General features: G+C 66.9%; 18 protein-coding genes and 3 pseudogenes. 13 read left to right on the plus strand and 8 right to left on the minus strand.

The window, feature by feature from the left end; translation table 11 throughout:
* Nucleotides 1–291 precede the first annotated feature (291 nt).
* The 5 genes and pseudogenes from OG395_RS54670 to OG395_RS54690 form a co-directional block, all read left to right on the plus strand.
* Nucleotides 292–1,065, plus strand: a pseudogene (locus OG395_RS54670) (AraC family transcriptional regulator); the annotation flags it as partial.
* Nucleotides 1,066–1,155: 90 nt separating this feature from the next.
* Complete coding sequence (locus tag OG395_RS54675) at nt 1,156–2,241, plus strand: integrase core domain-containing protein (protein WP_327249214.1); 1,086 nt, start codon at nt 1,156–1,158, stop codon at nt 2,239–2,241.
* A gap of 468 nt (nt 2,242–2,709) precedes the next feature.
* The gene (locus OG395_RS54680; protein ID WP_327241146.1) at nt 2,710–3,660 is read left to right on the plus strand and encodes an endonuclease/exonuclease/phosphatase family protein; all 951 of its coding nucleotides are present in this window, start codon (nt 2,710–2,712) and stop codon (nt 3,658–3,660) included.
* 132 nt (nt 3,661–3,792) lie between these two features.
* A complete protein-coding gene (locus OG395_RS54685; protein WP_327241145.1) occupies nt 3,793–5,835 on the plus strand; it encodes an alkaline phosphatase family protein in 2,043 nt (680 codons plus the stop codon).
* Nucleotides 5,836–6,324: 489 nt separating this feature from the next.
* Nucleotides 6,325–7,512: pseudogene (locus OG395_RS54690) on the plus strand (IS110 family transposase); the annotation flags it as partial.
* Here the strand turns inward: OG395_RS54690 and OG395_RS54695 are convergent.
* From OG395_RS54695 to OG395_RS54710, 4 genes and pseudogenes are all read right to left on the minus strand, one after another.
* Complete coding sequence (locus OG395_RS54695) at nt 7,463–9,349, minus strand: NACHT domain-containing protein (protein ID WP_442818488.1); 1,887 nt, start codon at nt 9,347–9,349, stop codon at nt 7,463–7,465. The pseudogene OG395_RS54690 and the gene OG395_RS54695 overlap by 50 nt on opposite strands.
* Before the next feature lie 437 nt (nt 9,350–9,786).
* Nucleotides 9,787–10,950, minus strand: a complete 1,164-nt coding sequence (locus tag OG395_RS54700) for an ISAs1 family transposase (RefSeq protein WP_327241144.1) — start codon at nt 10,948–10,950, stop codon at nt 9,787–9,789.
* Nucleotides 10,951–11,581: 631 nt separating this feature from the next.
* The gene (locus OG395_RS54705) at nt 11,582–13,207 is read right to left on the minus strand and encodes a hypothetical protein (protein WP_327241143.1); all 1,626 of its coding nucleotides are present in this window, start codon (nt 13,205–13,207) and stop codon (nt 11,582–11,584) included.
* 325 nt (nt 13,208–13,532) lie between these two features.
* Nucleotides 13,533–13,792, minus strand: a pseudogene (locus OG395_RS54710) (IS6 family transposase); the annotation flags it as partial.
* Nucleotides 13,793–13,829: 37 nt separating this feature from the next.
* On the opposite strand from OG395_RS54710, the gene OG395_RS54715 reads away from it, so the two are divergent.
* Nucleotides 13,830–14,549, plus strand: a complete 720-nt coding sequence (locus OG395_RS54715; protein ID WP_327241142.1) for an IS6 family transposase — start codon at nt 13,830–13,832, stop codon at nt 14,547–14,549.
* A 148-nt stretch (nt 14,550–14,697) separates the two neighbouring features.
* On the opposite strand, the gene OG395_RS54720 is transcribed toward OG395_RS54715, so the two are convergent.
* The 3 genes from OG395_RS54720 to OG395_RS54730 form a co-directional block, all read right to left on the minus strand.
* Nucleotides 14,698–15,705 (minus strand): DNA-directed RNA polymerase subunit alpha, encoded by a 1,008-nt coding sequence (locus OG395_RS54720; RefSeq protein WP_327241141.1) that lies wholly within the window; start codon nt 15,703–15,705, stop codon nt 14,698–14,700.
* A gap of 161 nt (nt 15,706–15,866) precedes the next feature.
* Nucleotides 15,867–16,229: a hypothetical protein gene (locus tag OG395_RS54725; protein WP_327241140.1), complete on the minus strand. Its 363-nt coding sequence runs from the start codon at nt 16,227–16,229 to the stop codon at nt 15,867–15,869.
* A 207-nt stretch (nt 16,230–16,436) separates the two neighbouring features.
* Nucleotides 16,437–17,228 (minus strand): FCD domain-containing protein, encoded by a 792-nt coding sequence (locus tag OG395_RS54730; RefSeq protein ID WP_327241139.1) that lies wholly within the window; start codon nt 17,226–17,228, stop codon nt 16,437–16,439.
* A 248-nt stretch (nt 17,229–17,476) separates the two neighbouring features.
* Here OG395_RS54730 and OG395_RS54735 point away from each other — a divergent pair, with 248 nt between their 5' ends.
* The 4 genes from OG395_RS54735 to OG395_RS54750 all read left to right on the plus strand — a co-directional run bounded on the left by OG395_RS54735 (nt 17,477) and on the right by OG395_RS54750 (nt 22,084).
* Complete coding sequence (locus OG395_RS54735) at nt 17,477–18,835, plus strand: MFS transporter (protein WP_327241138.1); 1,359 nt, start codon at nt 17,477–17,479, stop codon at nt 18,833–18,835.
* 21 nt (nt 18,836–18,856) lie between these two features.
* Complete coding sequence (locus OG395_RS54740) at nt 18,857–19,864, plus strand: arginase family protein (protein ID WP_327241137.1); 1,008 nt, start codon at nt 18,857–18,859, stop codon at nt 19,862–19,864.
* A gap of 286 nt (nt 19,865–20,150) precedes the next feature.
* Nucleotides 20,151–20,312 (plus strand): hypothetical protein, encoded by a 162-nt coding sequence (locus OG395_RS54745; RefSeq protein WP_327241136.1) that lies wholly within the window; start codon nt 20,151–20,153, stop codon nt 20,310–20,312.
* A gap of 290 nt (nt 20,313–20,602) precedes the next feature.
* The gene (locus OG395_RS54750; RefSeq protein WP_327241135.1) at nt 20,603–22,084 is read left to right on the plus strand and encodes an aspartate ammonia-lyase; all 1,482 of its coding nucleotides are present in this window, start codon (nt 20,603–20,605) and stop codon (nt 22,082–22,084) included.
* 200 nt (nt 22,085–22,284) lie between these two features.
* On the opposite strand, the gene OG395_RS54755 is transcribed toward OG395_RS54750, so the two are convergent.
* The gene (locus OG395_RS54755) at nt 22,285–23,364 is read right to left on the minus strand and encodes a hypothetical protein (protein WP_327241134.1); all 1,080 of its coding nucleotides are present in this window, start codon (nt 23,362–23,364) and stop codon (nt 22,285–22,287) included.
* Nucleotides 23,365–23,978: 614 nt separating this feature from the next.
* On the opposite strand from OG395_RS54755, the gene OG395_RS54760 reads away from it, so the two are divergent.
* Genes OG395_RS54760 through OG395_RS54770 form a run of 3 tightly spaced genes read left to right on the plus strand, consistent with a single transcriptional unit; the run spans nt 23,979 to nt 25,575 of the window.
* Nucleotides 23,979–24,140 carry a hypothetical protein gene (locus OG395_RS54760; RefSeq protein WP_327241133.1) on the plus strand — a complete coding sequence of 54 codons (162 nt, stop codon included), beginning with the start codon at nt 23,979–23,981 and terminating at the stop codon, nt 24,138–24,140.
* Complete coding sequence (locus OG395_RS54765) at nt 24,137–24,706, plus strand: RNA polymerase sigma factor (RefSeq protein ID WP_327241132.1); 570 nt, start codon at nt 24,137–24,139, stop codon at nt 24,704–24,706. Before OG395_RS54760 ends, OG395_RS54765 begins: the two co-directional genes overlap by 4 nt.
* The gene (locus tag OG395_RS54770; protein WP_327241131.1) at nt 24,703–25,575 is read left to right on the plus strand and encodes a hypothetical protein; all 873 of its coding nucleotides are present in this window, start codon (nt 24,703–24,705) and stop codon (nt 25,573–25,575) included. Before OG395_RS54765 ends, OG395_RS54770 begins: the two co-directional genes overlap by 4 nt.
* Nucleotides 25,576–25,850: the final 275 nt, after the last annotated feature.

Genomic DNA, 25,850 nt, shown 5'->3' on the forward strand with positions numbered 1-25,850 from the left:
TGCCCGGGCAGCGGCACATCCGGCAGCGCCGTGCCAGCCGTTATTGGCCATCGGGCAAGTGCTGTCCACAACACACCGGCCTCACGACGACATGCCGGACAAGATCACAGGAAGAGACCGAACACCGTCACCCGAAGGACGGTGAGATCCACAGAGCAGGTCTCACCAACTCCCCGAGTACCAACGGCCGAAATAAAGAGCGCCGTCAATGTCGGGTCCGGCATGGTGGGCGCTGCCTGGCGTGGTGGTCGTCAAGAGGAAGGAGACCGGGCATGCTGGAGCGGCTGAACCATGGAGCACATCGAGCGCCATCTCGACCAGTCCGTCGAGGTGGCGGAGCTGGCACGCATCGCGGCCACCTCGGAGTACCACCTGCGTCGGATGTTCTCCGCGCTCGCGGGCATACCGCTGTCGGAGTACATCCGGCGCCGTCGGCTCACCCTCGCGGGCGCCGAAGTACTCGCGGGACGTGAGACGCTGCTGGAGATCGCGGTGCGCTATGGCTACAGCTCCGGCGAGGCGTTCGCGCGGGCGTTCCGTGCCATGCACGGCATCGGACCGGGCGAGGCCCGGCGTACCGGCGCCGCGCTCAACTCCCAGTCCCGGATGGCCTTCCGCCTCACCATCGAAGGGAGTAGCAGTATGCGATACCGCGTTGTGGGCAAGGCGGACTTCACCGTCGTCGGGCTCAAGACCCGGGTACCGCTGGTGCATGCGGGGCCGAACCAGGCGATCACGGACTTTGTCCGCGGGATCGACCCGCAAACCCTGGAGCGCCTGGAGAAACTGTCGGACCAGGAGCCGCACGGCATCGTCGCGGTCTGCGACGACCTGGACCCCAGCCGCGCCGAGGGCACCGAACTCGACTACCACCACGGTGTGATCACCTCCGCGGCCGCTCCGGAGGACACGACCACGTTGGCCGTCCCGGCCGGCACCTGGGCAGTCTTCACCACCTCCGGGCCGGCGCCGCAGGCCATCCAGGAGCTGTGGCGGGACGTGTTCACCGAGTGGTTCCCGTCGAACCCGTACCGCACCCGCACCGGCCCTGAGATCCTGCGCACCCTGTCCCGCTCGGAAACACGATTCTGGGGCCTGACCTGGAAGTTCCCAGATCACAGGACTGGCCGGCACAGCATCTGCGACGATCCTTCGATGCCGCTATCCGTCGTCACCGCGCTGGTCCGGAATCTGATCACGGTGCCCGCTGCCGTACTGCGCAGCCGCGTAGCGAAGGATGCGGAGGTGATGGCGTTGCGGCACGAGAAAGCGGTGCTGCGCCGCCAGATCGCCCGGGTTCGCTACGAGCCCGCCGACCGGATCTGGCTCGCCGTGCTCTCCCGGCTGGTCCCACGCGAGCGCTGGCGTCAGGTGTTCGCGGTCACCCCTACCACGCTGCTGGCCTGGCACCGGCGCTTCGTCGCCCGGAAGTGGACGCATCCTCAGCGCAGCCGCCCAGGACGGCCTTCCACCGCGCCCACCGTCAAGCAACTCATCCTGCGCCTGGCGAAGGAGAACCACGCCTGGGGCCACCGCCGGATCCAAGGCGAACTCGCCCGCCTCGGCTACTCGATCGCCCCGTCCACGGTCTGGGAGATCCTGCGCGCCGCCGGCATCGATCCCGCTCCGCAGCGCTCCGGCCCGCCCTGGCGTGAATTCCTCACCGCCCAGGCCCACGGCATCCTCGCTGCCGACTTCCTGCACCTCGACACCATCTCCCTCAAGCGCCTGTACGCCCTGGTCTTCATTGAGCACGACACCAGACGAATCCACCTCGCCGGTGTCACCGCGCACCCGACCGCCCAGTGGACCGTTCAACAGGCGAGGAACCTCGCCATGGCACTGGACCGCCGCATGGATTCCCTGCGCTTCCTTCTCCGCGACCGGGACAGTAGGTACACCAGCGCCTTTGACGCCGTCTTCGAGGCCGACGACGTGGAGGTCCTACTCAGTCCACCGCGGGCACCCAAAGCGAACGCGATCTGCGAGAGAGCCGTAGGCACCCTGCGCCGCGAGGTCCTCGACCGCGTGCTGATCTACAACGAGGCCCATTCCGTAAAGGTGCTGACCGAGTACATCCAGCACTACAACCAGCACCGGCCGCACCAGTCCCGACGGCAACTATCCCCCGATAGCGCCGAACCACCCGCCCCGGCCACCGTCACCGATCTCCAGAACCACCGGATCCGACGAGAATCAATCCTCGGAGGATTGATCAACCAGTATCACCGCGCCGCCTGACCGAGCGACATCTCCACAGCTCACTGCACCGAATCGTATTTTCGGACGGGACAGGGTCGGGAACTGGCCGAGGAGAAGGTGACGGATCTGTCGCGTCTGACGTTGCCGGACCTGATCCTGCTGTCCGCCCGGGCCCGCGGACGCCTCCGCACCGCTCAACTTTGAAGACCCCCTTACGGGCCTTCCTGGCCACGACCAACGGCGGGCGGCATGCCGGCTGCTTGTCAGGTCTTCGCCGACCGCCCGGTGACAGCGGGACCTGGCCCACCGGCGGCGCAGCCGTCGTGCAGCGGTCAATGAGTGCGCCTTGATGCGTGATCTGATGCGCAGTCATGACTTAAAAGCGACTGTATCAAACATGTTCACGCACATTTTGTTTCATGGTCTCTCTTCCCGGACAAGCTCCGCGGGGCGCGCACGCGCCACCAGCCCTACGACTAGGGCTTTCCCACCCCCAGCGGAGAAACCTTGAAAACGATCAAATCCCTCCTCGCGGCGATAGGCTGCGCTGTGCTCGCACTGACCGGTGTGTTGATCGCGCCGTCGTCCGCGAGCGCCGACACCGTGACACGGGTGACGGCGCCGCAGTTGCGGTTCACCAGCTACAACATCTGCGGCAACATGTGCGGCAACCCGAACCACTACGACAACCAGCGCCGCATCGACCAGGTGGTCGCCGAGACGTCGGCGGATGTGTGGGGCGCGGACCAGATCTTCCTGTCGGAGGTGTGCCGCTCGCAGTACGACGCGATCCTGGCCAAGCTCGCCCCCAAGGGGTTCAGCGGCCTGTACACCGCGACGCTGTCGGGCTATCCGACGATCTGCCACGGCAGCGACTACGGAATGGCGGCCTTCGTCAAGGGGCCGGCGCTGGAGACCACCGTCCTGGACCTGACCCAGGGCGGCGAGTCGGAGCCGATCAAGAACCCCTGCATCAAGTCCCGGCTGCAGGGCCGGATCACCTGGTCCTGCTCGATCCACCTGTACTGGTCGGCCTCGCCGACGCTGCGCGACGCCGAGGCGCGTGAGCTCGCCGCGCAGGCCAAGGCATGGGAAGACGCGGGCATCCCGGTGGTGCTGGGCGGGGACTTCAACGCCCCGCCCGCCAGCACCATGGCCTCGTATTTCTACGAGCCCGCCCTGGGTGGCGGCGCCAAGGGAACCATGATCGAGGTCGACGAGACCGACCGCGACTACTTCACCCCCGCCTGCCTCTCGGCGGAGGTGTCTCAGTGCCGCTCGGGTCAGGACAGCAAGGACGGCGGCAAGATCGACTACGTCTTCCTCAGCGCCAAGTACTTCGCCAACCCCAAGGCCGACGTGCTGCCGATGGACACCAAGGTCTCCGACCACAAGCTGCTGCGCGGTGCAGCAACCTGGAAGCACAGCGGCCAGACCACCGGCAGCCTGTCCAGCTAGGCAGTCGGCGATGCCCTGGATCAGCACGCGGGCAGCGGATACGCCTCAGGCGAGCTGATCTTCTAGACACGCGGTCACGACGAGATTGTCACACCGCTCGAACCCCAGTCGCACTAACAAGGAAGCACCAGCATGCGCATTCCGCGCCCAAGCATCCGTGGCCTGATGGCCTCGGCCCTGCTGGCATGTATCGCCCTTCCGGGTACGGTCTCCGCGGCCGCGGCGACCCCGGACGCCGGGTCTTCGGACACCAAGACTTCGGTTGTCGTGGGATCCACCGCGGTTCCCAAGCCTGACCACGTGGTCATGGTGATGATGGAGAACAAGGGCTACGACGACATCCTCCGGAACCCGTCCACCAAACCTCAGGACCAGGTGCCGTACATCAAGTCCCTGGAGGCCCAGGGCGCGTCGTTCACCAATTCGTACGGTGTCACGCACCCGAGCCTGCCCAACTACTATGCGCTGCTGTCCGCCTCGGACATCGTGAAGTCCAGCGACTGGCCGGAGCCGCAGTCCGTCGACACCGACAACCTGCCCAACCAGCTGACCACTCACGGGTACAGCTTCGCGGACTACGCCAACCAGGGCCTCCCCACCCAGTGGCTCCGCTACAAGAACATCCCGGGCGTACCGGGCAACCTGAACCCGATGGACAAGCGGCAGGAGGAGTTCCCGACCACGCCGGACGGGTTCGCCAAGCTGCCCACCGTCTCCTTCTACGTGGGCAACGGCCAGCAGAGCATGCACGACGGCTCCCTCGCGCAGGGTGACGCCTTCGTCAAGAACACCTTCGAGTCGTACATCCAGTGGGCCAAGACGCACAACAGCCTGTTCGTGCTGACCTGGGACGAGGACGACTTCACCCCGGCCAACCACATCCCGACGATCATGGTCGGGCCGATGGCCAGGGCCGGCGAGTACAGCGAGAAGATCAACCACTACAACGTCCTGCGCACACTGCTGGACATGTACGGCCTGGACCACATCAACCACACGGCCGACGCAAACGTCTCGACGATCACCGACGTGTGGGACACGTCGAAGACCGAGCGCCTGCGCGGCATGGCCGGGCGATGCCTGGAGAACCACCAGACCGACCCGGCCAAGGCGGGCGCGCTCGGCCTGTGGCCCTGTGAAGCCGCCGCCAACCAGCAGTGGATCAGGCACGCGGACGGCACGATCCGCCAGTCCGACAAGTGCCTGACCGCCACCGCGGACGGGAAGACCGGACTCGCCGACTGCGACGGCACGCCCGCGCAGACCTGGCGGCCCAAGGCCAACGGTTCCCTGCTCAACCCGGCGTCCGGCCGCTGCCTGACCGTCCCCGGCTCCGACATCGCCAACGGAACCCCCGCGGAACTCCGGAACTGCGACGGCAAGCTCCACCAAAGGTGGGAGGTGCCCGGCTTCATGGGGGTGCACCACTCGCTCACGGTCGACACGCCCTCGGTCTTCAAGCCCGGCTCCGCCGTCACCGTGACGACCACCTACACCAACGACAGCAGCCCGGCAGCGCTTTCGGACGCCTCCGTCAGCCTCACCGTGCCCAGCGGCTGGACGGCCGAGGCCACCTCGCCCGCCACGTTCACCACGGTCAAGCCCGACCAGTCGGTGAAGACCACCTGGGCGGTCACCGCTCCCGCGGACGCAAAGCCCAGTGCCTACACACTGTCCGCACAGGCCACCTACAAGAACGCCAAGAGCACCGACAAGGGCACCGGCACCACGTCCCACCCGGCGATAGTCCCCCAAAGCCAGATGCGGGTGGTCGAGGTGGACAGCGAGGAGACCGTCGGGGAGGACGGCCGCGCAGCGAATGTCCTGGACGGTGACCCGGCCACCTTCTGGCACACCCGCTGGTCGGGAGCAGCCGACCCGCTGCCTCACCACATCGTGCTCGACCTCGGTGAAGAGCTCGACGTCACCGGCCTGCGTTACCTGCCCCGCCAGAACAGCGCCAACGGCCGGATAGCCGGATACGAGGTCTGGGTGAGCACGGACCGCACCGCGTGGACCAAGGTCACTACCGGGACCTTCGCGAACACCACGGCCGAGCAGACCGTCACTTTGAACGGCACGCCGGCCCGCTACCTCAAGCTCGTCGCCACGTCCTCTCACGCTGGACCGTTTACTACGGCCGCCGAGCTGAACGTCACCCGAGCAGTGCGCTGACCACCTGGAAGGGCCGGTCCGCCGCACGCGGCGGGGCGGCCCCTCCGACGATCTCAGGTCATTCCTCGGCGGTTGGAGTCCGTACGGTCCCAACAACGTGACAACCCCCGCCCGGCTTCCCTGATGGCGATATCTGAATCTCCCCGCCCGGTGCTCGCGGCGGCCTCGGAGTTGCTCGGCTTGATTCCCAGGCAGGTCAGCGCGGACCTGGGCAACGTTCCCCCCGTTATGTTTTTCGCGGTCCTGCAACGGGACCGCTGGCCTCCGGGCCCGGCATGACTGTTGCCCCCTGTCGAACGGATGACCTGGGGGTGGTGTCACCGGGCCTGGAGGTGTCGTCACAGACGCTGATGAGAGGTCCGGCCACCGCCCGGTCCGGCGCAACGCCGGACGGCTTGCGGGCGGCAGGTCTGCATAACGTGGATGCGCGAGCACGACACCAACGCCGAGGCCGGCACCGTGAACACCCCTTGGGGAGAGGGAATGACGATGTTCGACACGACCGAGGTGGGCGTCTTCCTGGGGCTGGACGTCGGCAAGAGCGCCCATCACGGGCACGGGCTGACCCCGGCGGGGAAGAAGGTCTTCGACAAGCCGCTGCCCAACAGCGAACCGAAACTGCGGGCCGTATTCGACAAGCTGGCCGCGAAGTTCGGCACCGTGCTGGTGATCGTGGACCAGCCCGCCTCCATCGGCGCCCTCCCGCTGACCGTCGCCCGGGACGCCGGCTGCAAGGTCGCTTACCTGCCCGGCCTGGCCATGCGGCGGATCGCCGACCTCTACCCGGGCGAGGCCAAAACCGACGCGAAAGACGCCGCGGTCATCGCGGACGCCGCCCGCACCATGCCGCACACCCTGCGCTCCCTGGAACTGACCGACGAGATCACCGCCGAACTGACCGTCCTGACCGGCTTCGACCAGGACCTCGCGGCCGAGGCAACCCGCACGTCCAACCGGATACGCGGCCTGCTCACCCAGTTCCACCCCAGCCTCGAACGCGTCCTGGGCCCGCGCCTGGACCACCAGGCCGTCACCTGGCTGCTGGAACGCTACGGGTCCCCGGCATCGCTGCGGAAGGCGGGCCGCCGTCGACTCGTCGAAGTGATCCGGCCCAAGGCGCCACGCATGGCCCAGCGGCTGATCGACGACGTCTTCGACGCCCTGGACGAGCGGACCGTCATCGTCCCCGGCACCGGCACCCTGGACACCGTGATCCCGTCCCTGGCCCACTCGCTGGGAGTCGTCCACGAACAGCGTCGGGCCCTGGAAACGCAGATCAGCACCCTGCTGGCGGCCCACCCTCTTTCCCAGGTCCTGACCTCGATGCCCGGCGTCGGCGTCAGGACCGCCGCAGTCCTGCTGACCACCGTCGGCGACGGCACCAGCTTCCCCACCGCCGCCCACCTCGCCTCCTACGCAGGACTTGCCCCCACCACCAGACAATCCGGCACCTCGATCCACGGCGAACACGCGCCACGAGGAGGAAACCGGCAGCTCAAACGCGCCATGTTCCTCTCCGCCTTCGCCTGCATGAACGCCGATCCCGCCTCCCGCACCTACTACGACAAACAACGCGCCCGCGGAAAGACCCACACCCAGGCCCTCCTCCGCCTCGCACGCCAACGCATCAGCGTCCTGTTCGCCATGCTCCGCGACGGAACCGGGTCCGTTCCTCGACGCGCGCGTGTCCGACCGCCATGCGTACCACGTCGTCCCACTGGTCGTCGTGGGCGTTGCGGACCAGGACGCCGAAGTCGCGGGCTTCTACCGCCGCTTTTGCGCCCAGGTAGTCCTGGAAGGTGCGGTGCACGAAGTCGACGTAGCCGGGGACTGGTTCGCGTAGCAAGCCGCTGCGGATCAACAGGTGGGAGAAGACCTGGCCGGCGTCGCCCTGTTCCCGTACCTGTGGCATGGCGGCCAGCCACTCGTCCAGCATCGCGACGACCTCGTCCTGGGCGGCCTCCGCTTGGCCGTTACGGATCAGCCAGTACGCCAGCCGCTGGAGCAGCGCCGTCAGCTCGTCCCGGGAGAGCGACACGCCCTCTACCGAGGTGATCTCCCGCTCCGTGTCCCGGCGGACCAGCAGCATGTCCAGCGCCGCGTCGTACAACTCCTTGCGGGCCCGGGGCAGCTGCATGCGCCGGTCGCGGTTCAGCGCGCACAGCAGTGCGCACATCAGCGGGTTGGTCGCCAGCCGGCCCAGGTCACGGCGCGTCGTCACTGCCTGGTTCAGGCTCGCCTCGTAGCGGTCCAGCGACTCGAGCTCGGCGTCCGGAGGACACTCCTGGCGGACCGCGTCGTGCCAGTGCCGGATGAACCCCCGGACGTCGTCCCGCTCCATCGGCTGCAGCGTGTGCACGGTGAAGCCCTGCGCTGCCAGCCAGTCCTCCGGCACAGCGGACGGACGTGTGGTCACTACGTACCGTGTCTGCGGGAACGCGGTGATCAGTGACTTCAGCCATTGCTCCGTGCGGTTGCGCAACCGGGGCGGCACCTCGTCGACACCGTCCACGAGCACCAGCGCCCGGCCGCGGGCGAGGAGTTCTTCAACCCAGCCCCGAGGCGCTCGTAACGGTACGCCTGACACCGTCAGGAAGTCCTCCGGCATGGGCAGTCCCTCTGGGGTGTTGAAGGACCTCAGCCGCAGCACGAACGGTACGCACCGGTTCCAGTCCGCCAGCTCCGGGCCGAAGCTCTGCCGAGCCGCGTTCAGTGCCAGCCACTGCACCAGCGTCGACTTCCCCGACCCGGCCGGTCCTCGCAGCACCAGCCGGTCACAGCCGGCGAGAGCCTGTTCCACCTTCACGGGGGTCCGCGTGGCGCCTGGGACACCGAGTCCTTCGCGGTGCGGCTCATAAGCACGCTCGTTGTTCACCGCCAGGCTGATGTACGCGGTGTCCAGCGGCCATTCGGCACGGCGTCGGCCGCCCAGGGTGACCCCGAACAGTTCCAGGCGGCAGTGCGTGCTGGCGACGAAGTCGGCGTACTGCTGCTCGAAGCCGAGCGCGGCACTCTCCGCTGGTCCCGGAACGACCTGTGCCCGTATCAACGCCCCGGTCCGCCGTGTGTGCTCCACCGCCGCTCGCGCCGGGAACGTCGGATGGGCCGTGAGCTGTTCCACCAGGTGCGCACAGCACAGCCGAAGCAGTTCCTCGTACAGGTCGCGGGCGCGGTCCGCCAGGTCCGCCACAGGCCGCCGCAGCTCGTTGACCAGGCGCTCCGGATCGAGGTCCGTGGCGAACAACCGTTCCGCGTCGAGCGGGCCCGCGGCGGCGAACGTGTCCTGGACAGCAGCTACCGCCGCCAGCCTCTCGTGCTCCGGTACCGAGGCGTACCCGGACACGATGCGTTGCTCGAGGACCCGCGCCAGCTTCTCCGGCCCCGCCGGCTTCGGCAGCGGCCGTACCGGATCGGTCACTAGACCCGCCCCCGGCTTCGGCGTCAGCATCGACTTCGCGACTGTCTGGACCACCGTCGACGCCAGCCGGACGACCACCGCTTCGAGCCCGTGCATTCCCCGACCTCCCCGTTATCCCGCAGACGGAATCGTAGGCAGATGACCGGCATCGATTGGCGAGATCGCCAGGATGCGGATCGCCCTGCCGACCGGGCGGCCTCTTGGACATCCGAACTCGGTGTACTACGCCCACTTCACGCCCAGCGTCGCCGCGACCGAACAGCCGGGCCACCCCGCTGCGGATCCCGTTCTGCGCGTCCGTTCCCGCGGCTTGCACGACCGCGCCGCCACCAGCGGCCGCCGCAGCGATGAGTCCCTCGATCAACACCGCATTCCCCCACATCACCAGAAAGACCACCAGCCTAGTTCGCCCACCCCGCTGCCGACCCCAGGTTCGTAGCACCTGGGTACACCGCCCAGTCGTATCCGAGGTTGGCGAGCTGCGTGCAGCACCAAGAGAAGTGGGTCAAGCAGGGCTGCCGCAAAGTCGCATTTCATGAGGAAAGCTGCTGGTCAGCGGGCACTCCGAAGAGGTCGAGTGGGGCCTTGTGCGGTGCCAGTGCGAGGCGTCGTTGCGCGTCGGCGATGGAACTACCGGTCCAGCGCAGGAAGTTGATGGTGATCGATCTCAACGTGGAGACGTTTTGCGGGCCGTGGCCAGTGCGGATCCGCGCGGCGTCCTCGCCGAAGGTCACATCCCGCACATAGTGGATCTTGTTTTCCACTCCCCAGTGGCCCCTCGCGTACCGCGCGACGACCTCGGGAGCCGCCCGTTGCGAGGTGAGGTCGGTGATCAGGTAGACGATCTCGCGGGTCCGTTTCCCCGACGCCTCCACGGTGCGGTGTCGGACGACACGGGCGACCTGCCGCACATAAGGGAAGGCCAGATCGCCCCAGGTCACCACCTTGGTCACCCGAGTCTCCAGCCGGCCATGCCCTCGCCCGCTCTCCTTGTGCACGGCCGTCACCTCGTGCCACGGGATCGAGCGGCACGTCTCCCACAAGGTCGGCTGGTTCCGCTTCACGGTAAGAACGAAGTGCGCGCCCATCTCTTCCACCAGCACCTTCGCGGTCTCCGCCTGGGTGTGCAGGGCATCGGCCGTGACCACCACACCCCGCAGGTCCAGGACGCTGAGCAGCGGGGTCAGGGCCGGGATCTCGTTGCTTTTGTCCGCGACTCGCTGCTGAGCAACCAGCGTGCCGTCCTGAGCCATCGCGCCGATCAGCATCACCGCGCTCTCCGTTCCCCGCCGTGATCCCCGCAGGGCCTTGCCGTCCGCCGCCACCGTTTCCAGGGCCACCTCCCGCACCCGCAAGAGAACCTCCAGCTCACCCGGCCTCACCGCCGACAGCACCCTCCGCAACGTGTCCGCCCCCGGCGCCCTCACCAGCCCGAACGCGCCGACGGGCACCAGCCCCAGCCGCAACTTCTCCTGCGGCTCCGCGGCAGCGGCCCACTGCGCCATTGCCCGCCAGGACCCGAAACCCGCCGCCGTCGCGCACAACGCGATCACGAGCAGGACCGACAACGGGAAACGACGCCCCCGTGCCTTGCGCGGATCGCTCACCTCGCCGAGCCGCTGCCACAACGCCACCTGCGCCGACACCAGCGACAGCGACTCCGACCGGGGCACGGACGTGACAGACTGACGTTTCACCGAAGCTCCGTTGGGTCAGGGCGACTTGCGAGGTCACCCACCCCAACGGAGCTTCGGTCTTTCCAGGCACGGGCCTCTCACCAGCGGAAACGCGTACACGCAGGACTTTGCGGCAGCCCTGGTGGGTCAAGGCGTGGAACAAGGTCATTTCCTCCAGGATGATGGGCGTCACCGAAAAACTGTATGGAGTAGCCGCTGAGATTAGTGTCGATTCCGCTGTAGCCGCATCCGTGGCCAGGGAACTGACTGCTTAAATGCAATTCTGAGCTCCTATAAGAATGTCTCGGAACGTGAATGCGTTCCGAGACATTCTTATAGGAGAGGGGCGAACAACCAGGACGGAGGGGGAGCGGATCGTTCGTGTCCGATTTCTTCTATGCCCGTGTGTCACGGCCCCTTGGATGTGCTGCCCGAACTGCTGCGCCGGTGAAAGCGGTGGCAGGGGCCGTTGTCAACCTGAGCGCCGAGCAGGCCACACCCGCTCAGCTCGCGAACATGATCCGCTCGCACTGGCAGATCGAGGCCCTGCGCCACGCGATTCTTGGGCCAAGAGCCGATCGGTCACTCCTCTCGCTACGCGCCGTCGCTGATCGTTGCGAGACCAGATCTGGTGAGAAACGATGGGTGCGGGTTACGGCTTGACGTACTTCAATGGGCGAACGTACAGGTCGCCTTGGATTGCCCAGAGCTTCGCCTTTTGCATCGTGATCCTCATTGCGTAGAAGGACTCACGATTGAGATTCATGACGGATGAATTGTGCCAGGTGAGTTGGTGCCACCCATTGCCGAGATCTCGGAGTGTGCTGTTGTCGGCTTCGAAGCCGTTTTGGACGACGGTGCCTCCCTGGTTCATCAGGTCCACTTTGACCCAGCCGCCGTCTTCGATGTCGACGAGCAGCTCGACGTTCTCGCCGAAGAAGTTGAAGCCTTGCGATGTGAGGGAGGAGGGTCTGTTCCCTGTTCGGCTGCCGTAGCAAGCGAACTTGTCCTTCTCGATATAGCCCCTACCGAGTGCGGACTCGCGCCAGCCGGTGTGCTGGCCCTTCCCGCCCATGTAGTAGAAGTACAGCTTGTCTTCGATCTCTACGGGGACCGAGGAGAATATGACGCTGCTGTCGAAGTCGCCGCGCGGGTACTTCCCCATGCCCTTGCCACGCGGAATGAATGTGCTGTCCTCGGGTGCGACGTTGTTCCACTCAGTTAGATTGATGGACCACTGCAGTGCCTGGTCGACGGTGTCGTAGTGCGGAAGCGTGGTGTCGCCGTCGCGGTACAGCGAGGCAAGCCCGACATAGAGGTCGCCGTACTCGAAGACCGGCATCGAGTAGATCTGAGAGTCGAATCCGTTGCCCCGATGGACCTCGACCGGCTTGGACCAGTTGATGAAGTCGGTGGACCGCGACATCGCGGACACGCGGATGTTGCTGTCCCACAGCCGTGTGATGAGTACGTACTCATTCGTGCGCGAGTCGCGGAAGACGAGGTTGTGGCAGTCCGCACCAGGGGACGGGCTGTTGGCCGGCCAGGGTTTGAGATCACTGAAGTGGATGCCGTCGGAGGAGAAGGCCACGCACAGCGACGTTCCCCCCGCCTCGCGCAACGTGATCAGCTTGTACCGGCGGGTTGGGTCCGGGTCCGCGGGGTCGTAGAGCACGGACGTTCCCTGGACGTGCTCGAACAGGATGTTGTTGTCCTTGCTGCCATCGAAGCTGACCAGACCCAGCTTGGGCTTCGCCCAGTGCACGCCATCGGTGGACTCCGCGTAGCAGCAGCCGGTCTCCCTGTTGGCTATGACGTAGTCCCGCCCGGACCTTTCCTCCGGAGACGTGTTGAGCGACGCCGGATCGCGGAGGAAGAGCGTGTAGTAGCAGCGGAACTTCTTGTGCTCCGGGTCCCAGAAGACGTTCGGGTATCCGTTGTCGAAGCGCGGCTCCCAAGGCAGTCGGGGATTCTCGAAGATCCCCTCCCTGAAAAGGGGATTGTGGTCTACGTCTTTGACGAAACTGCCCATCTTGATCTGGCAGTTCGCCATTCCCCGGTGGCCGTTCCATATACCGGTGTCGAACGCGAAGTACTTGTGCGGCCGACTCGTCGGGTCAGCCAGCGGAGAACCGCTGGCTGTGGGAGTTGCGACCAGTGGCCCGGCACTTGACGGTCCTGCTGCGGCCAGGGTGCCCGCAGCGCCCATCGCCGTCGCAGCCAGGCCGCCGAGCAATACACCCCGCCTCGTCATCGGTCTGAAGGTCTCGTCGCTCATGTGCTCTCCTTGCCCTGACGCAAAGGGATGACTCGGACAGCAGACGTAAGACGTCTGCTGTTGCGCACAGGCTGCCAGCGCCCAACGTGCGGCGCAAGACTCAGGGCACGTACTTCTTGCCCGTCGACCGTCCACACACCGAGGCCCGTTGCACCCTTGATCCCTTCCAGCTGTGCGGGCTTGCCTCCGCGAGGCCGGAGCAGCCGCGCCGCGTGGTGCGGCTACCAGCAGCGTGAGGTGTGCCTGGACGGGCATTGTCAACTTGTTGGTGTGCGGTTACTTGAGGGTGTGCGGGGGTGTGCTGGGCTTGGTTTCCGCCTCTGGTTCAGGCCTCGGTGGGCATGGCGGTAGTGCCGGTGGTCTCGTTCCAGGTTCCGAAGCGGTGGCGCCTCTCGGTGCGGTAGCCGGTGGCGGTCATCCGGTGGCGGTCATCCGGTGGCGGCGGGGCCGGAAGTGCGGTGAGATCTGGCTGAACGCGGACACGAACCTCTGGGCTATGCCGACTGTGCGGAAGCCCTTCATCGCGCGTTCGCGCTGCCTCGTCGGCTGATGGGAGGGTGCTGTCGCGTTGACCGGTGGGTGAGATGATCTTCAGGTTGATCGTGGCTGGGAGGGGCCTGTCGTGGAAAGCGCGTCGCCGTCGTACAAAGGCCATCGCTACCCGGCAGAGATCATCGCGCACTGCGTGTGGCTGTACTTCCGCTTCCCGCTCAGCTACCGCGAGGTCGAGGAGCTGATGCTCCAGCGCGGTGTGATCGTCTCCTACGAGACCGTGCGCCGCTGGTGCCTGAAGTTCGGCCAGGCATATGCCGCAGGGCTGCGGCGCCGCCGGCCCCAGCCCTGCGATAAGTGGCATCTCGACGAGGTCTTCGTGAAGATCGACGGCGAGCGGCAGTACCTGTGGCGGGCCGTCGATCAGTATGGCGACGTCCTGGACATTCTCGTGCAGTCCAAGCGTGACGCGAAGGCCGCGAAGCGGTTCATGGCCAAGCTCATGAAGAAGCAGTGCCGCGTCCCGCGGGTGCTGGTCACCGACAAGCTGAAGAGCTACGGCGCTGCCCATCGGGAACTCATGGCCTCGGTCGAGCACCGCTCCCACAAGGGACTGAACAACCGGGCCGAGAACAGCCACCAACCCACCCGCCAACGCGAGCGGGCCATGAAGTACTTCCGCTCACCCGGCGCGGCCCAGCGGTTCCTGTCCGCGTTCAGCGGCATCTCGCCCCACTTCCGGCCCCGACGCCATCTTCTGACCGCCACTCAGTACCGCTTCGAGATGACCCTCCGCTTCACTCTCTGGGACCACATCACCGGCGCGACCGTCCGGCCCACCGCGGCCTGACCCAGGGTCCCACCACACCTCGGCACACCGTCAGACGATCACGCGCCCGACAACGTGACAGCACCCGTCCGTGTCCCGGACGGTGGTCCGTAGCTCATCCCTGCCGACAGCGCAGCGACCCCCGGTTCCGTGCGACCCGGCGCAGCGTTCAGTACTGTTCGGTCTCGATGAAGCTCGCGTCCGCGTCGCCGAAGGCGGCGGCGATCGGGTCGAATCCGGGCGGGCTGTCCTTGAGGCTCATGCCCATGCCGGCCAGCTTCGCCTTGACCTCGTCGATCGACTTCGCACCGAAGTTGCGGATGTCGAGGAGGTCGGCCTCGGAGCGGGCCATGAGCTCACCCACCGTGTGGACACCCTCGCGCTTGAGGCAGTTGTACGACCGGACGGTGAGCTCGAGCTCCTCGATCGGCAGGGCCAGATCGGCAGCGAGAGCGGTGTCCGTCGGGGAGGGGCCCATGTCGATGCCCTCGGCGTCGGTGTTGAGCTCGCGGGCCAGACCGAACAGCTCGACCAGCGTCTTGCCGGCCGACGCCATGGCGTCGCGGGGACGCATGGCCTGCTTGGTCTCGACGTCGACGATGAGCTTGTCGAAGTCGGTGCGCTGCTCGACACGGGTCGCCTCGACCTTGTACGTGACCTTGAGCACCGGCGAGTAGATGGAGTCGACCGGGATACGGCCGATCTCCTGGCCCGCCTGCTTGTTCTGGACGGCGGAGACGTAGCCGCGACCGCGCTCGACGGTCAGCTCCATCTCCAGCTTGCCCTTGCCGTTCAGCGTGGCGAGGACCAGGTCCGGGTTGTGGACCTCGACACCGGCCGGCGGGGCGATGTCAGCAGCGGTGACCAGGCCGGGACCCTGCTTGCGCAGGTACATCACGACCGGCTCGTCGTGCTCCGAGGAGAGGTCCAGCTGCTTGATGTTGAGGATGAGGTCGGTGACGTCCTCCTTGACGCCCGGCACGGTGGTGAACTCGTGCAGGACACCGTCGATCCGGATGCTGGTGACAGCGGCGCCGGGGATCGAGGAGAGGAGCGTGCGACGCAGGGAGTTGCCGAGGGTGTAGCCGAAGCCCGGCTCCAGCGGCTCAATGACGAACCGGGAGCGGAACTCGTCGACGACCTCTTCGGTCAACGCGGGACGCTGAGCAATCAGCATGGGGTGGCGCCTCCAGATTTCGGCGCCCGCTATTTGACGCCATAGACACCGCACAGTATCGGCAATACGACCTCACAAGAGGCCGCACCGCCCGACGCCGCCAGGTGCCGGCTCAGTCGGCGGGACAGGAGAGTTGCCCGAAGCGCGCGGCACCTTTGCCGTCAGGCCGCAGACCAGCGCGGTGGTGAGACGAAGAGGCCGAGTGCCTGCTGCCACGGGCCGGTGCACATCCGTGCCGCCAGCGCCTCCGCCGCCTTGCGGGCCGAGCCTGCGTCCGCGTGTTCTACGGCGTGTCCAAGGACCGTGAACCGGGCGCCGTCGCCGGCTGGCGCGAACCACGCGAGATAGGGGCGCCATCCGGGCCGGGGCGCCATGCGATGGGCGATCAAGAGCACGCCGCGCCCGCAGAACAGGGTGCGGGAGTACGACTCGTCGACCAGGCCCTGCTCGAAGAACGGGTTGCCTGCCTGCCACGCGGCGAGGCGTACGTGCTTGAGGTCGTCCATCGAAAACGGCTGCTGCACGGGGACCACCTCAGCGACGGGGACGGGGCGGCGGTGCCGCCGTGATCTTCTCCTGCTCATGATCTGGTCACGCCTGATCGCGCACCAGGACCCCCGACAGCTCGAGTTGGACTTTGGTCTGTGGACCAGGGAGCGGGTGCGCGAGGTGATCCGCTCCCGCTTCGGCGTGAAGATGCACGTCCCCGTCCAGTGGACGGGGAGGAGATCTCAAGGCAGGCGAAGGAGGCGTTCGAGTAGCTCAGAGTCGTAGCGGGTGATGAAGGTGTCGACCTCTTCGAGTAGCCGGTCGAGGTGGGCTCGCATCAGGTCGGCGGCGCGCTCTGCGTCACGCTGGGCCATGGCTTCGATGATGGCTTCGTGTTCGGACACGCTGACGGCACTGTGGTGATGCGCCTCCAGGATGACGTCCAGCGCCGCCTCGACGTGATCATGGCTGTCATCGAGCACGATGCCGACCATTGCCTGCACCAGGGGGTTTTGTGCGGGCGCGCTCAGTAGGCGGTGGAATGTGAGCGCGATGTCCCGGGGAGGCCGCTCTTTGGCGCTGGCCCGGTTGCGATGCTCGGCCACGACCGTGCTCAGGGCGGCGAGTTCGGCATCGGAGATGTGCGTAGTGGCGTCCCGTACGGCCTCGGGTTCGATCGCCCGCCGGGCCTTGAGTAGGTTGACCACGTCCTGAGCGGTGCGCACCTCGGACGCCGACACCAGGCTTGCACTGCGGGAGGTGCGTCGCAGACGCTCGACCGCTCGGTTTCCCGCATCGGTGAGGACGCGGCCCTTGACCCCGATCTGCAGGGTCAGGCCCTCGGCATCGAGGTGGCGCAGTCGTCGTGCAACGGTGGATTCGGACAGGTGCCGTCCCCGCTCGGCCAGCGCGGCACTGATCTGCCGGGCGCCCACCGGGCTGCCGACCTCGTCGATGGCGATGAGCAGTGCGTCGCTGGTGTTGTCGTCCAGCCAGCTCGGCATAGAGGGTGCGTCGTGTACCGCTTCGCTCACAGTGCTCCTTATTGCGGCGGTTTGAACCGTTGTGCAGTCTCAAGAGTCCAGTAGTCAGTATGCCATTTCTGATTGCTGACCACCAAAGGAGACAGTAGTCAGTCACTATTGACGGACATCTGTCGCTCGGGGCAGACTCCTCGCCATCGAGTGAGCGCCGCCAACCTTGCGGAGGCGGCGGACCGGATGACCGCCTGACGTCGGTACGCATACGTGGCGGCTCAGACGTCTCTCCAAGAGGAGATGTGATGACCACTTCTACTGGGGCTGCGGCCCCTCCCACGGAGCGCCGCTCCCGTGTCAGGTGGGTCATGATCTGGCTGGCCTTTGCCGGTCTGACCATTGCCTATGTGGACCGGGCCAACATTTCGGTCGCGCTTCCGTACATGACCAAGGACCTGCACATCGATCCAGCGCTCTCGGGTCTACTGCTCGGCGCCTTCTTCTGGACATACTCCCTTTTCCAGATACCGATGGGCTGGCTCGTCGATCGCTTCGGCAGCCGAATGCTGTATGCCGTAGCCGTCGCGTGGTGGTCGCTCATCACTGTCGCCATGGCAGCCGTCCGCGGGGCCGGCTCGCTGATCGGCGCCCGGCTGCTGCTCGGCGTCGGCGAGGCAGCTGCGTTCCCGGCCTGCACCAAGGTCGTGGAAAGATGGTTCCCCCGCCAGGAGCGGGGCACAGCTTCGGGGATCTACGACAGCGGAGCGCGAGGCGGCACACTGCTCGCCACCCCGGTGGTGACCGCGCTGATCGCGGCTTTCGGGTGGCGCGGCTCGTTTCTCATCACTGGTGCGTTCGGCCTGATCTGGGTGGTGTTCTGGCTGAAGATGTACCGCGATCCCCGCAAGCACCCGAAGGCCAATGAGGCGGAGCTCGCCTACATCGAGGCTGGCCAAGACCAGGACGCTGACGAATCCGACGACGCGCCGCAGCTGCGCTGGCGCGACTTGCTGCGGTACCGAACGGTATGGGGGATGGCGCTGGGGTTCTCCTGCCAGTCCTTCGTGATCTACTTCTTCATCACCTGGTTCCCGTCGTATCTCGTCGAGGCCCGCGGTTTCTCCCTGCTCTCGCTGGGCGTGTTCGGCATGATCCCGGCAATCGTCGCTTTCATCGGCAACTTCGCGGGCGGCTGGGCCTCGGACGCACTGGTCCGGCGTGGCCACAGCCTGACGTTCGCCCGTAAGTCCTGCATCATCGCCGGCATGCTGGTGTCCGCGCTCATCGGCCTGGCCGCCGTGGTCGACAGCAGCATCGTGGCGCTCGCCCTGCTGTCCCTGTCCTTTGGCGGGGTCACCTTCGCTACGTCGAGCATCGTGACGCTGCCCGCCGACATCGCGCCGCTCTCGACACGGTCGTGGGCGTCCACCATCCAGGGCGTCCAGAACTCGGTGTCCAATCTCGCGGGCGTCGCCAGCCCGTTCGTCATCGGCCTGATCTACAGCAGCACCGGCTCGTTCGTCGGCGGACTGCTTGCCGCTGCGGGCATCGCCATCGTCGGCTGCCTCATCTACCTCTTCATGGTCGGGGACATCAAGCCACTCGAGATCAAAGCGGACCCCGCCGCAGCCACCCGTCCGCTGACATCCACACAGATTCGCTGACAAGCACAACGGAGAAGCACAATGTCCGAAGCCAAGCTGAACCTCCCGTTCACCGGTATCCCGTCCTTCATGCGGGCGCCGATCGTGGGCAACCTCGACGAACTTGACGCCGACATAGCCATCCTGGGTGTTCCCAGCGACGAGGGCTCGCCGTGGTACCCCGGTGCCCGCATGGCACCGCGCCAGATCCGCGAGATGTCCGTCCGGTACGCCGAGTACGGCCCCACCCAGCGTCACGGCGGCTACTACGACCTCGATGAAGACCGCCGGTACCTGGTGCACGAGACCAAGAACAACCGCATCGTCGACTGCGGCGACGTCGACATCGTCTACACCAACCCCGAGCAGACGATGAACAACGTCACCCGCTCGGTCCGCAAGATCCTGGACGCCGGCGCGCTGCCGGTCATCTACGGCGGCGACCACGCCATCTCCTACGGCGTCGTCCGCGCCTACGACCAGCCCGTCATCTTGCTGCACTTCGACGCGCATCTCGACTTCAGGCCGTTTGTGCACGGTGCCCAGTACGGCAACGGCAGCCCGGTGCGGAAGATGTCCTCCCTGAACCAGGTCGGCCAGATGGTGCAGGTCGGCATGCGCAGCATGCGGATGAGCCAGGACGACCTCGCTGACGCCCGGCGCCACGGCAACGACGTCATCACCATGAAGCAGTACCGTCGCCACGGGCTGGAGCGGCTTCTGGACAAGATCCCTGCGGGTGCCGCCGTCTACGTCAGCATGGACATCGACGTCCTCGACATGCCGCTCGTCCCGGGATGCGCCTCGGCGGAGCCCGACGGATTCGGCTACGAGGAGATGAAGCAGACGCTGTTCGGCATCGCCCGGCACGCCGATGTGGTCGGCTTCGACATCGTCGAGATCAACCCGATGATCGATGTCCGGTCCAACAACACGTCCCTGCTCGGGGCCCAGCTGGGCGTGGAGTTCATGGCGCGAGTGGCCGACAGCGAGCCGTACCTGCGCAGGAACGGCCGGCTCGAGGCTGCCGAGCCCTCGCACGCGAGCTGAGCCCACCCAGTCCACGGGACCCGGCCGCGCTCCCAGGCGCGGCCGGTTGGGCGCGCTCGGCATGGTCGTTGAGCACCGGGTGCGGACCTCGCGCGCAGGCGACAGCCGGTACCGAGGACTGGGTGACCCCGTTCGACCTGTCGACCGTGGACGCCGTGGACATGGCGTCGGCAGAGATCGTTTCCAGCTATGCCCAAGCCGACGCCTTGCCGATCAAGGCCTAGGCCGACCAGTGCAAGGTGGACGGGATCGTCACAGCCGGCACGGTGCCGGTGACATCTCCGTTGTGCAACAGGCAGCGCGTGGGCGGGCGGTCGACAAGGGCGGGGTGTTCGTCTCCACCACTCGCGCCGGGTCGGGGTCGGTCTACGACGACGGCACCCCGGGCGTCGTCGTCGGCGCTGACCTGCAGCCGTCGAAGGCTCGGTACTGCTTCAGCTCGGCCTGACATTCACCGATGATCCGGAGCAGGTGCGCGAATGGTTTGCCACGTTCGGCTCTCCGGAGTTCGACCTGACCGGCTGAACCGGCCCGAAAGTAACCACAACACGGGGCCGATGTCCGGCTGTCCCCAGTCCGCGACGGGCTGCGGAGTCGCTCGATATGGACCACACCAGCGGGCCAGGTGGGCCGGCTCGGCGGCATCCTCGCCCGTGGCCTCACATTCATCAGCCCTGACACGGCCGCATGAGCGGACTGTCCGTCCACCTCTGATCGGCATCGAGGAAGCGAAGCACCATGACTGCCCCAACCACCCACACGACCACCGGCAACGCGGACGCCAATTCCCGGCCAGGCCGGATCCGTGTCGAGCACGACCTGCTCGGCGACCGGTCTGTTGATAACCACGCATACTTCGGCATCCACACCCTGCGCGCCACCGAGAACTTTCCGATCACCGCGATCCCGATCAGTACCTATCCCGACCTGATCGTCGCGCTGGCGTGCGTGAAGCAGGCCGCGGCACGCAGTAACGCGGAACTCGGCCTACTCGACACCGACAAGGCCGACGCGATCGCTGCCGCCTGCGAAGACATCCGGGCAGGCTCCCTCCACGAGCACTTCGTCGTCGATGTCATCCAGGGCGGAGCCGGTACCTCGACGAACATGAACGCCAACGAGGTCATCGCCAACCGCGCCCTGGAGCACCTCCACCGCGACCGCGGGGACTACGCGGTGATACACCCGCTCGAGCACGTCAACATGAGCCAGTCCACCAACGACGTCTTCCCAACCGCCGTCAAGATCGCTTTGCAGTTCGCCACCCGTCGCCTGCACGGCACGATGGCCGAGCTGTCCGAGGCCTTCAACACCAAGGCCGTCGAGTTCGCCGGCGTGGTGAAGATGGGCCGAACCCAGCTGCAGGATGCGGTTCCGATGACCCTGGGACAGGAATTCGGCGCCTACGGTGTCATGGTCGCCGAGGACGCCGAGCGCCTGCTCGAAGCCGCAGAGCTGATCAGCGAGATCAACCTTGGTGGCACAGCGATCGGCACGGGGATCAACGCCCATCCCCGCTACGCCGGGCTCGCCTGCCGATACTTGCGGGAGATTTCCGGTGTGTCGGTCACCACCGCCGCCGATCTCGTGGAAGCCACGCAGGACGTCGGGGCATTCGTGCAACTTTCCGGGGTACTGAAGCGCACCGCCGTGAAGCTGTCGAAGATCTGCAACGACCTGCGCCTGCTGTCCTCGGGCCCCCGCACCGGCCTCTCGGAAATCAATCTCCCTGCGGTACAGGCCGGATCGAGCATTATGCCCGGCAAGGTCAACCCGGTGATCCCCGAGGTCGTCAACCAGGTCGCTTTCGAGGTCGTCGGCAACGACGTCGCCATCAGCATGGCCGCCGAGGGTGGGCAGCTGCAGCTCAATGCCTTCGAGCCGATCATCGCGCACGCACTGTTCGAGTCGATCACCCACCTGACCAGTGCCTGCCGCACTCTGACCAGTCGCTGCATCGCCGGAATCACGGCGAACGAGGCGCACCTGAGCCGTGTCGTCGAACAGTCCATAGGAGTCGTGACCGCTCTCAACCCCCACATCGGCTACGCCGCTGCGACCCAGGTAGCCGCCGCCGCGCTCACCACCGGGCGCAGTGTCCGCGCTCTGGTCGTCGAGCAAGGCCTGCTCACCGAACAGCAAATCGCCGACATCCTCCGCCCGGAGGCCCTCATCCCGACCCTGCAAAGTGAACACGCCGTCGAGGCCAGGGATGTCTGATCCGGTCATGCCTGCTGACCCAGCTGCTATGCCCAGCGCATGCGATTGTGGACACCGCCTCGGCGGTGGCTCTGCTCACGAGAACCGGCAGCAGATGTTCAGCAGTTCCGACAGCACCCCGGCGCACTCCGTGTTCGATAGGGGTACCGGGTCCGGGCTCCGACTTCTGGCCACCTCGCAGTGGCGGCCGGTTCATTGAGTCAGGAAGCCTGAGAGGTCCCGTTGCCGGACGAGGTGCGGGCGAACCAGGTTCGCGCCTCGTCGTCGGACAGGACGCGGGTCAGCTCGGCCGTACCCGGGAGATGGGGGAAGAACCGGTTGGCGTTCCAGCTGCGTTGGTACAGCGGTTCGTCCAGCACGAGCAGGCGGTATCCCTCCACGACGGGGATGTCGTCGGGCAGCCCCTCGTTCCAGATCCGTTCGCCGTCCGGGGCGAGGAGTTCGAAGGCCCCGGTCGTGACGGCCTCGGTGCGTTCTCGGGCGGGCTCGGGGTCGGTGGCCAGGCGGACGCTCTCAGCCGAAGGGGTGGTACCGGGCACGTGGCCGCCGCCGACGAGTACGTGGGCGAGCAGCGTGTGCAACTGGAAGTTGTCCCCGATGCCGCCGATGCGTACCTCGAACCCGCTCCCGGTGGGCCGGTGCAGCACCACCAGGGGCTCGTCGTCCAGGACCGCCAGCGCGTAGGCCAGGCACTTGAGGTCATGCCGCTCCAGGGCTGCCAGGTCGCGGCAGGCGGGGAGGAGCGTGGATGCGTGCCGACGGCGCACCTTTGTGCTGCGGCACAGTACGGCCAGCGCGGGCGGCTGCCATTCCTCGACCGAGCACCAGGCCAGCGCCAACCGCGTGGTCTCGTACGCGTCGCCGCCCAGGCGGGCCAGCAGCGCATCATCGATGATCTTCTCGTCGGGCTCCGGCAGTTCGTCCGCGGCTTCGCCGGCGGCGGTCCAGCGGCGGGCGAACTCCAGGGCGTTGAGCAGGTCTCGGTGGATGCCGCCGAGGATCGGCTCCGCGCAGGCCGCCGGATCGGCGCCGCTCTCGACGCAAAAGCCGGCCGCCGATGCCAGGAGCGGGCGCGGGCCGGTGGGCGGGAAAGTGGGGAGCAGCGCGGCCAGCCGGGGCCCCGCCAGGACGCGTTCGGTGTCTGTCGCCTGCTGCAGAGCCTTCAGCGCGGCGGTGAAGGCATGTTCGGTGCGGGCACCGTCGCGAGCGTCAACGGCCTGCTCCAGCTCGGATATGACGGCGTCGAGGTCCGAGGCCTTCTGCTTCCTCTTGAAGATCACTGGCACACCTTAGGCCCAAGGGCTGACAGGCGTCACCGTTCGAATCTTCCGGACCGCTCTGTGCTGTCGAAATCGGTGAACATCCGCTGTCGGTTCTCGTGGACAGGGCCACTGGGGCTCTCTACGGGTGCGCCGACTGGAACATCGGCCCGTGCGCCGGCTGCGCAGCTCCAATTCACCGATACGGCCCCGGCGGCGCGCATGCGTGCCGGAGTTGCCGTGCCCGGGTGGCTGGCCGCCCGGTGCGCGGCAGTTGAGCGCCGGAGCCGAAGGGCGGCGAAGCCGGCCCCGTTAGGTGATCTGGGTCACTTCCGCGTGATGCGGTCCGTTTGCTGACTTTGCGCAAATTTATGTTGCGTGATGAACGCGGGTGGGTGCGTGCTGGTGGGGGTGGTGGCGTAAGGGGTGGCGAGGGGTGGCTGAAGGTGCTGGATAAGCGATGGCGAACGCGTGTGCGTCGCCAAGGTTTTCGCTCTCGGTAATCTTCCTGTGGTTGCCGCTGCACACATGGGTGCTGACGGACGTCGTTCTGGGTGGAGGCGCACAACGGCGCACTCCCGGGAGCCTCCGGCAGTGGGGGAGCCCGGTGGTTCACAAGGAAGGAGCCGTCGTCTGTGACCACTCGACTCGCGGGTGACCTGATGATCCTGGCCGTTACGCTCCGGGTGTTCGGCCGCGACGCGGTCGTTCTCCTGCGCCGTCTCGCGGCCGCCGGTGTGCGGGCCGGCGTATCGGAGATGAGCCGCCGTCACGAGGCGGACGGGGACGGCCGGTGACCCAGAGCCGTAACCGCAGCAAGCCCGTCGCGCCGCCCGTGGCGAAACAGTCACCGGATCTTGCGTTCAAGGCCTTCCACCAGATGTACCGGCCGCAGTACGTCCGCTACGCGCAGACCCTGCTGCGCAACCGGCACGATGCGGAAGAGGCGGCGGATTCGGCGTTCGAGCAGCTTTACCGCAAGTGGGACCAGGTGCTGCTCAAGGAGAGCCCGGCCGCGTATGCCTGGACCGTCCTGCGCAACAAGATCACTGACCATGCCCGGGCCAGCAAGCGGCGCCCGATGATCGACGACGCGGCCTTCGACACCGTCGCCCTGCACGATGCTGTCGACCCCATGGGGCAAGTCACCGAGTCCCTTGCTCTCTTCAGTGCCTTACGTCAGCTCACCGAACGCCAGCACGACGTGATGGTCATGACCTTCCTCCACGGACTGAACGCGACCGAAGTCGCCTCCGTCCTCGGCATGACCAGCGCTACCGTCCGCTCCACCGTCCGCCACTGCCTGCGCCGCCTGAGCGAGATTCTCGGTCCGGACCGCACCACCATGGAAGGACTGCGATGACCCCCCACATCGAGGCATTCCTGTCCCGGGCCCGGCTCACCGCCACGCCCTACACCCAGCAAGACATCGACGCCGCCGAGGCACGCGTCCTCGCGCGGCTCGAAAATCCCTCCACACCATTGCCCGTCCCGGCGCCCGCGGCCCACCCGGTGATCCCGGAGACCCCGGAACACGAAGCCGCGCAGAGCCTGCAGACCCTGTGCGAGACCGTCGTCGCCCGGACCGGTCTGCAGACCCTGGACGACTTCATCACCCCGCAGCTTCCCGAACCGCCCGGGGCGCGGGTGCTGGGCTGCATCCTGCAGCTCGCCGAATCCGAGGAGAACGCCCGCTTCTGGTGGCAATACGCCGCAGGAGCCGGAGACCCCGCCTCCTCCTACTGCCTCTACCTCCACCACCTGGCCCTGGGAGAACAGGGCGAAGCGCGCTGGTGGCACGACCAGACCGAACTCGTCCAGGACGCACTGCCCGCCACGGACAGCACCGACAACACCCCCATCCCGCCCGCCGAGGACGTCCCCTCCGCTGTTACCGCCGCGCTCAAGCAAGTGACCACGACCGACGCGAGCCTGCTGCCCACCGCCCTGCGTATCCTCGGCGCCCTCAAAACCGAGCCCACCCCCATGCCCGCCGCCGTCGGCGCCGTCATCGACTACGTCCCCGCCGCCGTCGGCTACGTCGACGGAATCGACCTCCCCCTCACCGACCCCGACTTCACCGACCACATCCGCACCCTCACCGCCGACACCAAGCCCGCCCGCACCACCCGCCCCACACCCACCCACCTGGAACGCCGCCCCAAGAAAGCTGGGCCCGGCATCTCCGCAGCGCGTCGGCACGCCCTGCGCGAAACCTTGCCCCGCGAGTGAACAGCCATGGCCCGCAAGGGCTTTCCCCTGCCCCGGTGGCAGCAGACTGAGGGACGGGGTCACCGCATCCGCACCACCGTGAGCGTTCCGTGCTGGCCCGATCCCGCCAGGACTCCACCGTCAGGTCGGTCTGGATCCGGGTGTACGGCTCGCCTTCCGTCCGCCGCTCACTCATCACCTCCGCGCCCGCCAGGGCGGCACCGATGTGTGCGGCGAGGACCGGCTCGAGGCGGGCCGACAGCCTTACCTGGCTGCCATCGTCGCCCGATGGCCAG

Origin of the sequence: Streptomyces sp. NBC_01320 (assembly GCF_035974375.1) — a bacterium.
Lineage (GTDB): Bacteria > Actinomycetota > Actinomycetes > Streptomycetales > Streptomycetaceae > Streptomyces > Streptomyces yanii.

Coding starts and splice junctions, on each gene's coding strand:
- OG395_RS54675 (WP_327249214.1), top strand. CDS start 1,156: ATGCCGCTATCCGTCGTCACCGCGCTGGTCCGGAATCTGATCACGGTG.
- OG395_RS54740 (WP_327241137.1), top strand. CDS start 18,857: ATGTCCGAAGCCAAGCTGAACCTCCCGTTCACCGGTATCCCGTCCTTC.
- OG395_RS54735 (WP_327241138.1), top strand. CDS start 17,477: ATGACCACTTCTACTGGGGCTGCGGCCCCTCCCACGGAGCGCCGCTCC.
- OG395_RS54695 (WP_442818488.1), bottom strand. CDS start 9,349: ATGCACGGGCTCGAAGCGGTGGTCGTCCGGCTGGCGTCGACGGTGGTC.
- OG395_RS54750 (WP_327241135.1), top strand. CDS start 20,603: ATGACTGCCCCAACCACCCACACGACCACCGGCAACGCGGACGCCAAT.
- OG395_RS54720 (WP_327241141.1), bottom strand. CDS start 15,705: ATGCTGATTGCTCAGCGTCCCGCGTTGACCGAAGAGGTCGTCGACGAG.
- OG395_RS54705 (WP_327241143.1), bottom strand. CDS start 13,207: ATGAGCGACGAGACCTTCAGACCGATGACGAGGCGGGGTGTATTGCTC.
- OG395_RS54770 (WP_327241131.1), top strand. CDS start 24,703: ATGACCCCCCACATCGAGGCATTCCTGTCCCGGGCCCGGCTCACCGCC.
- OG395_RS54685 (WP_327241145.1), top strand. CDS start 3,793: ATGCGCATTCCGCGCCCAAGCATCCGTGGCCTGATGGCCTCGGCCCTG.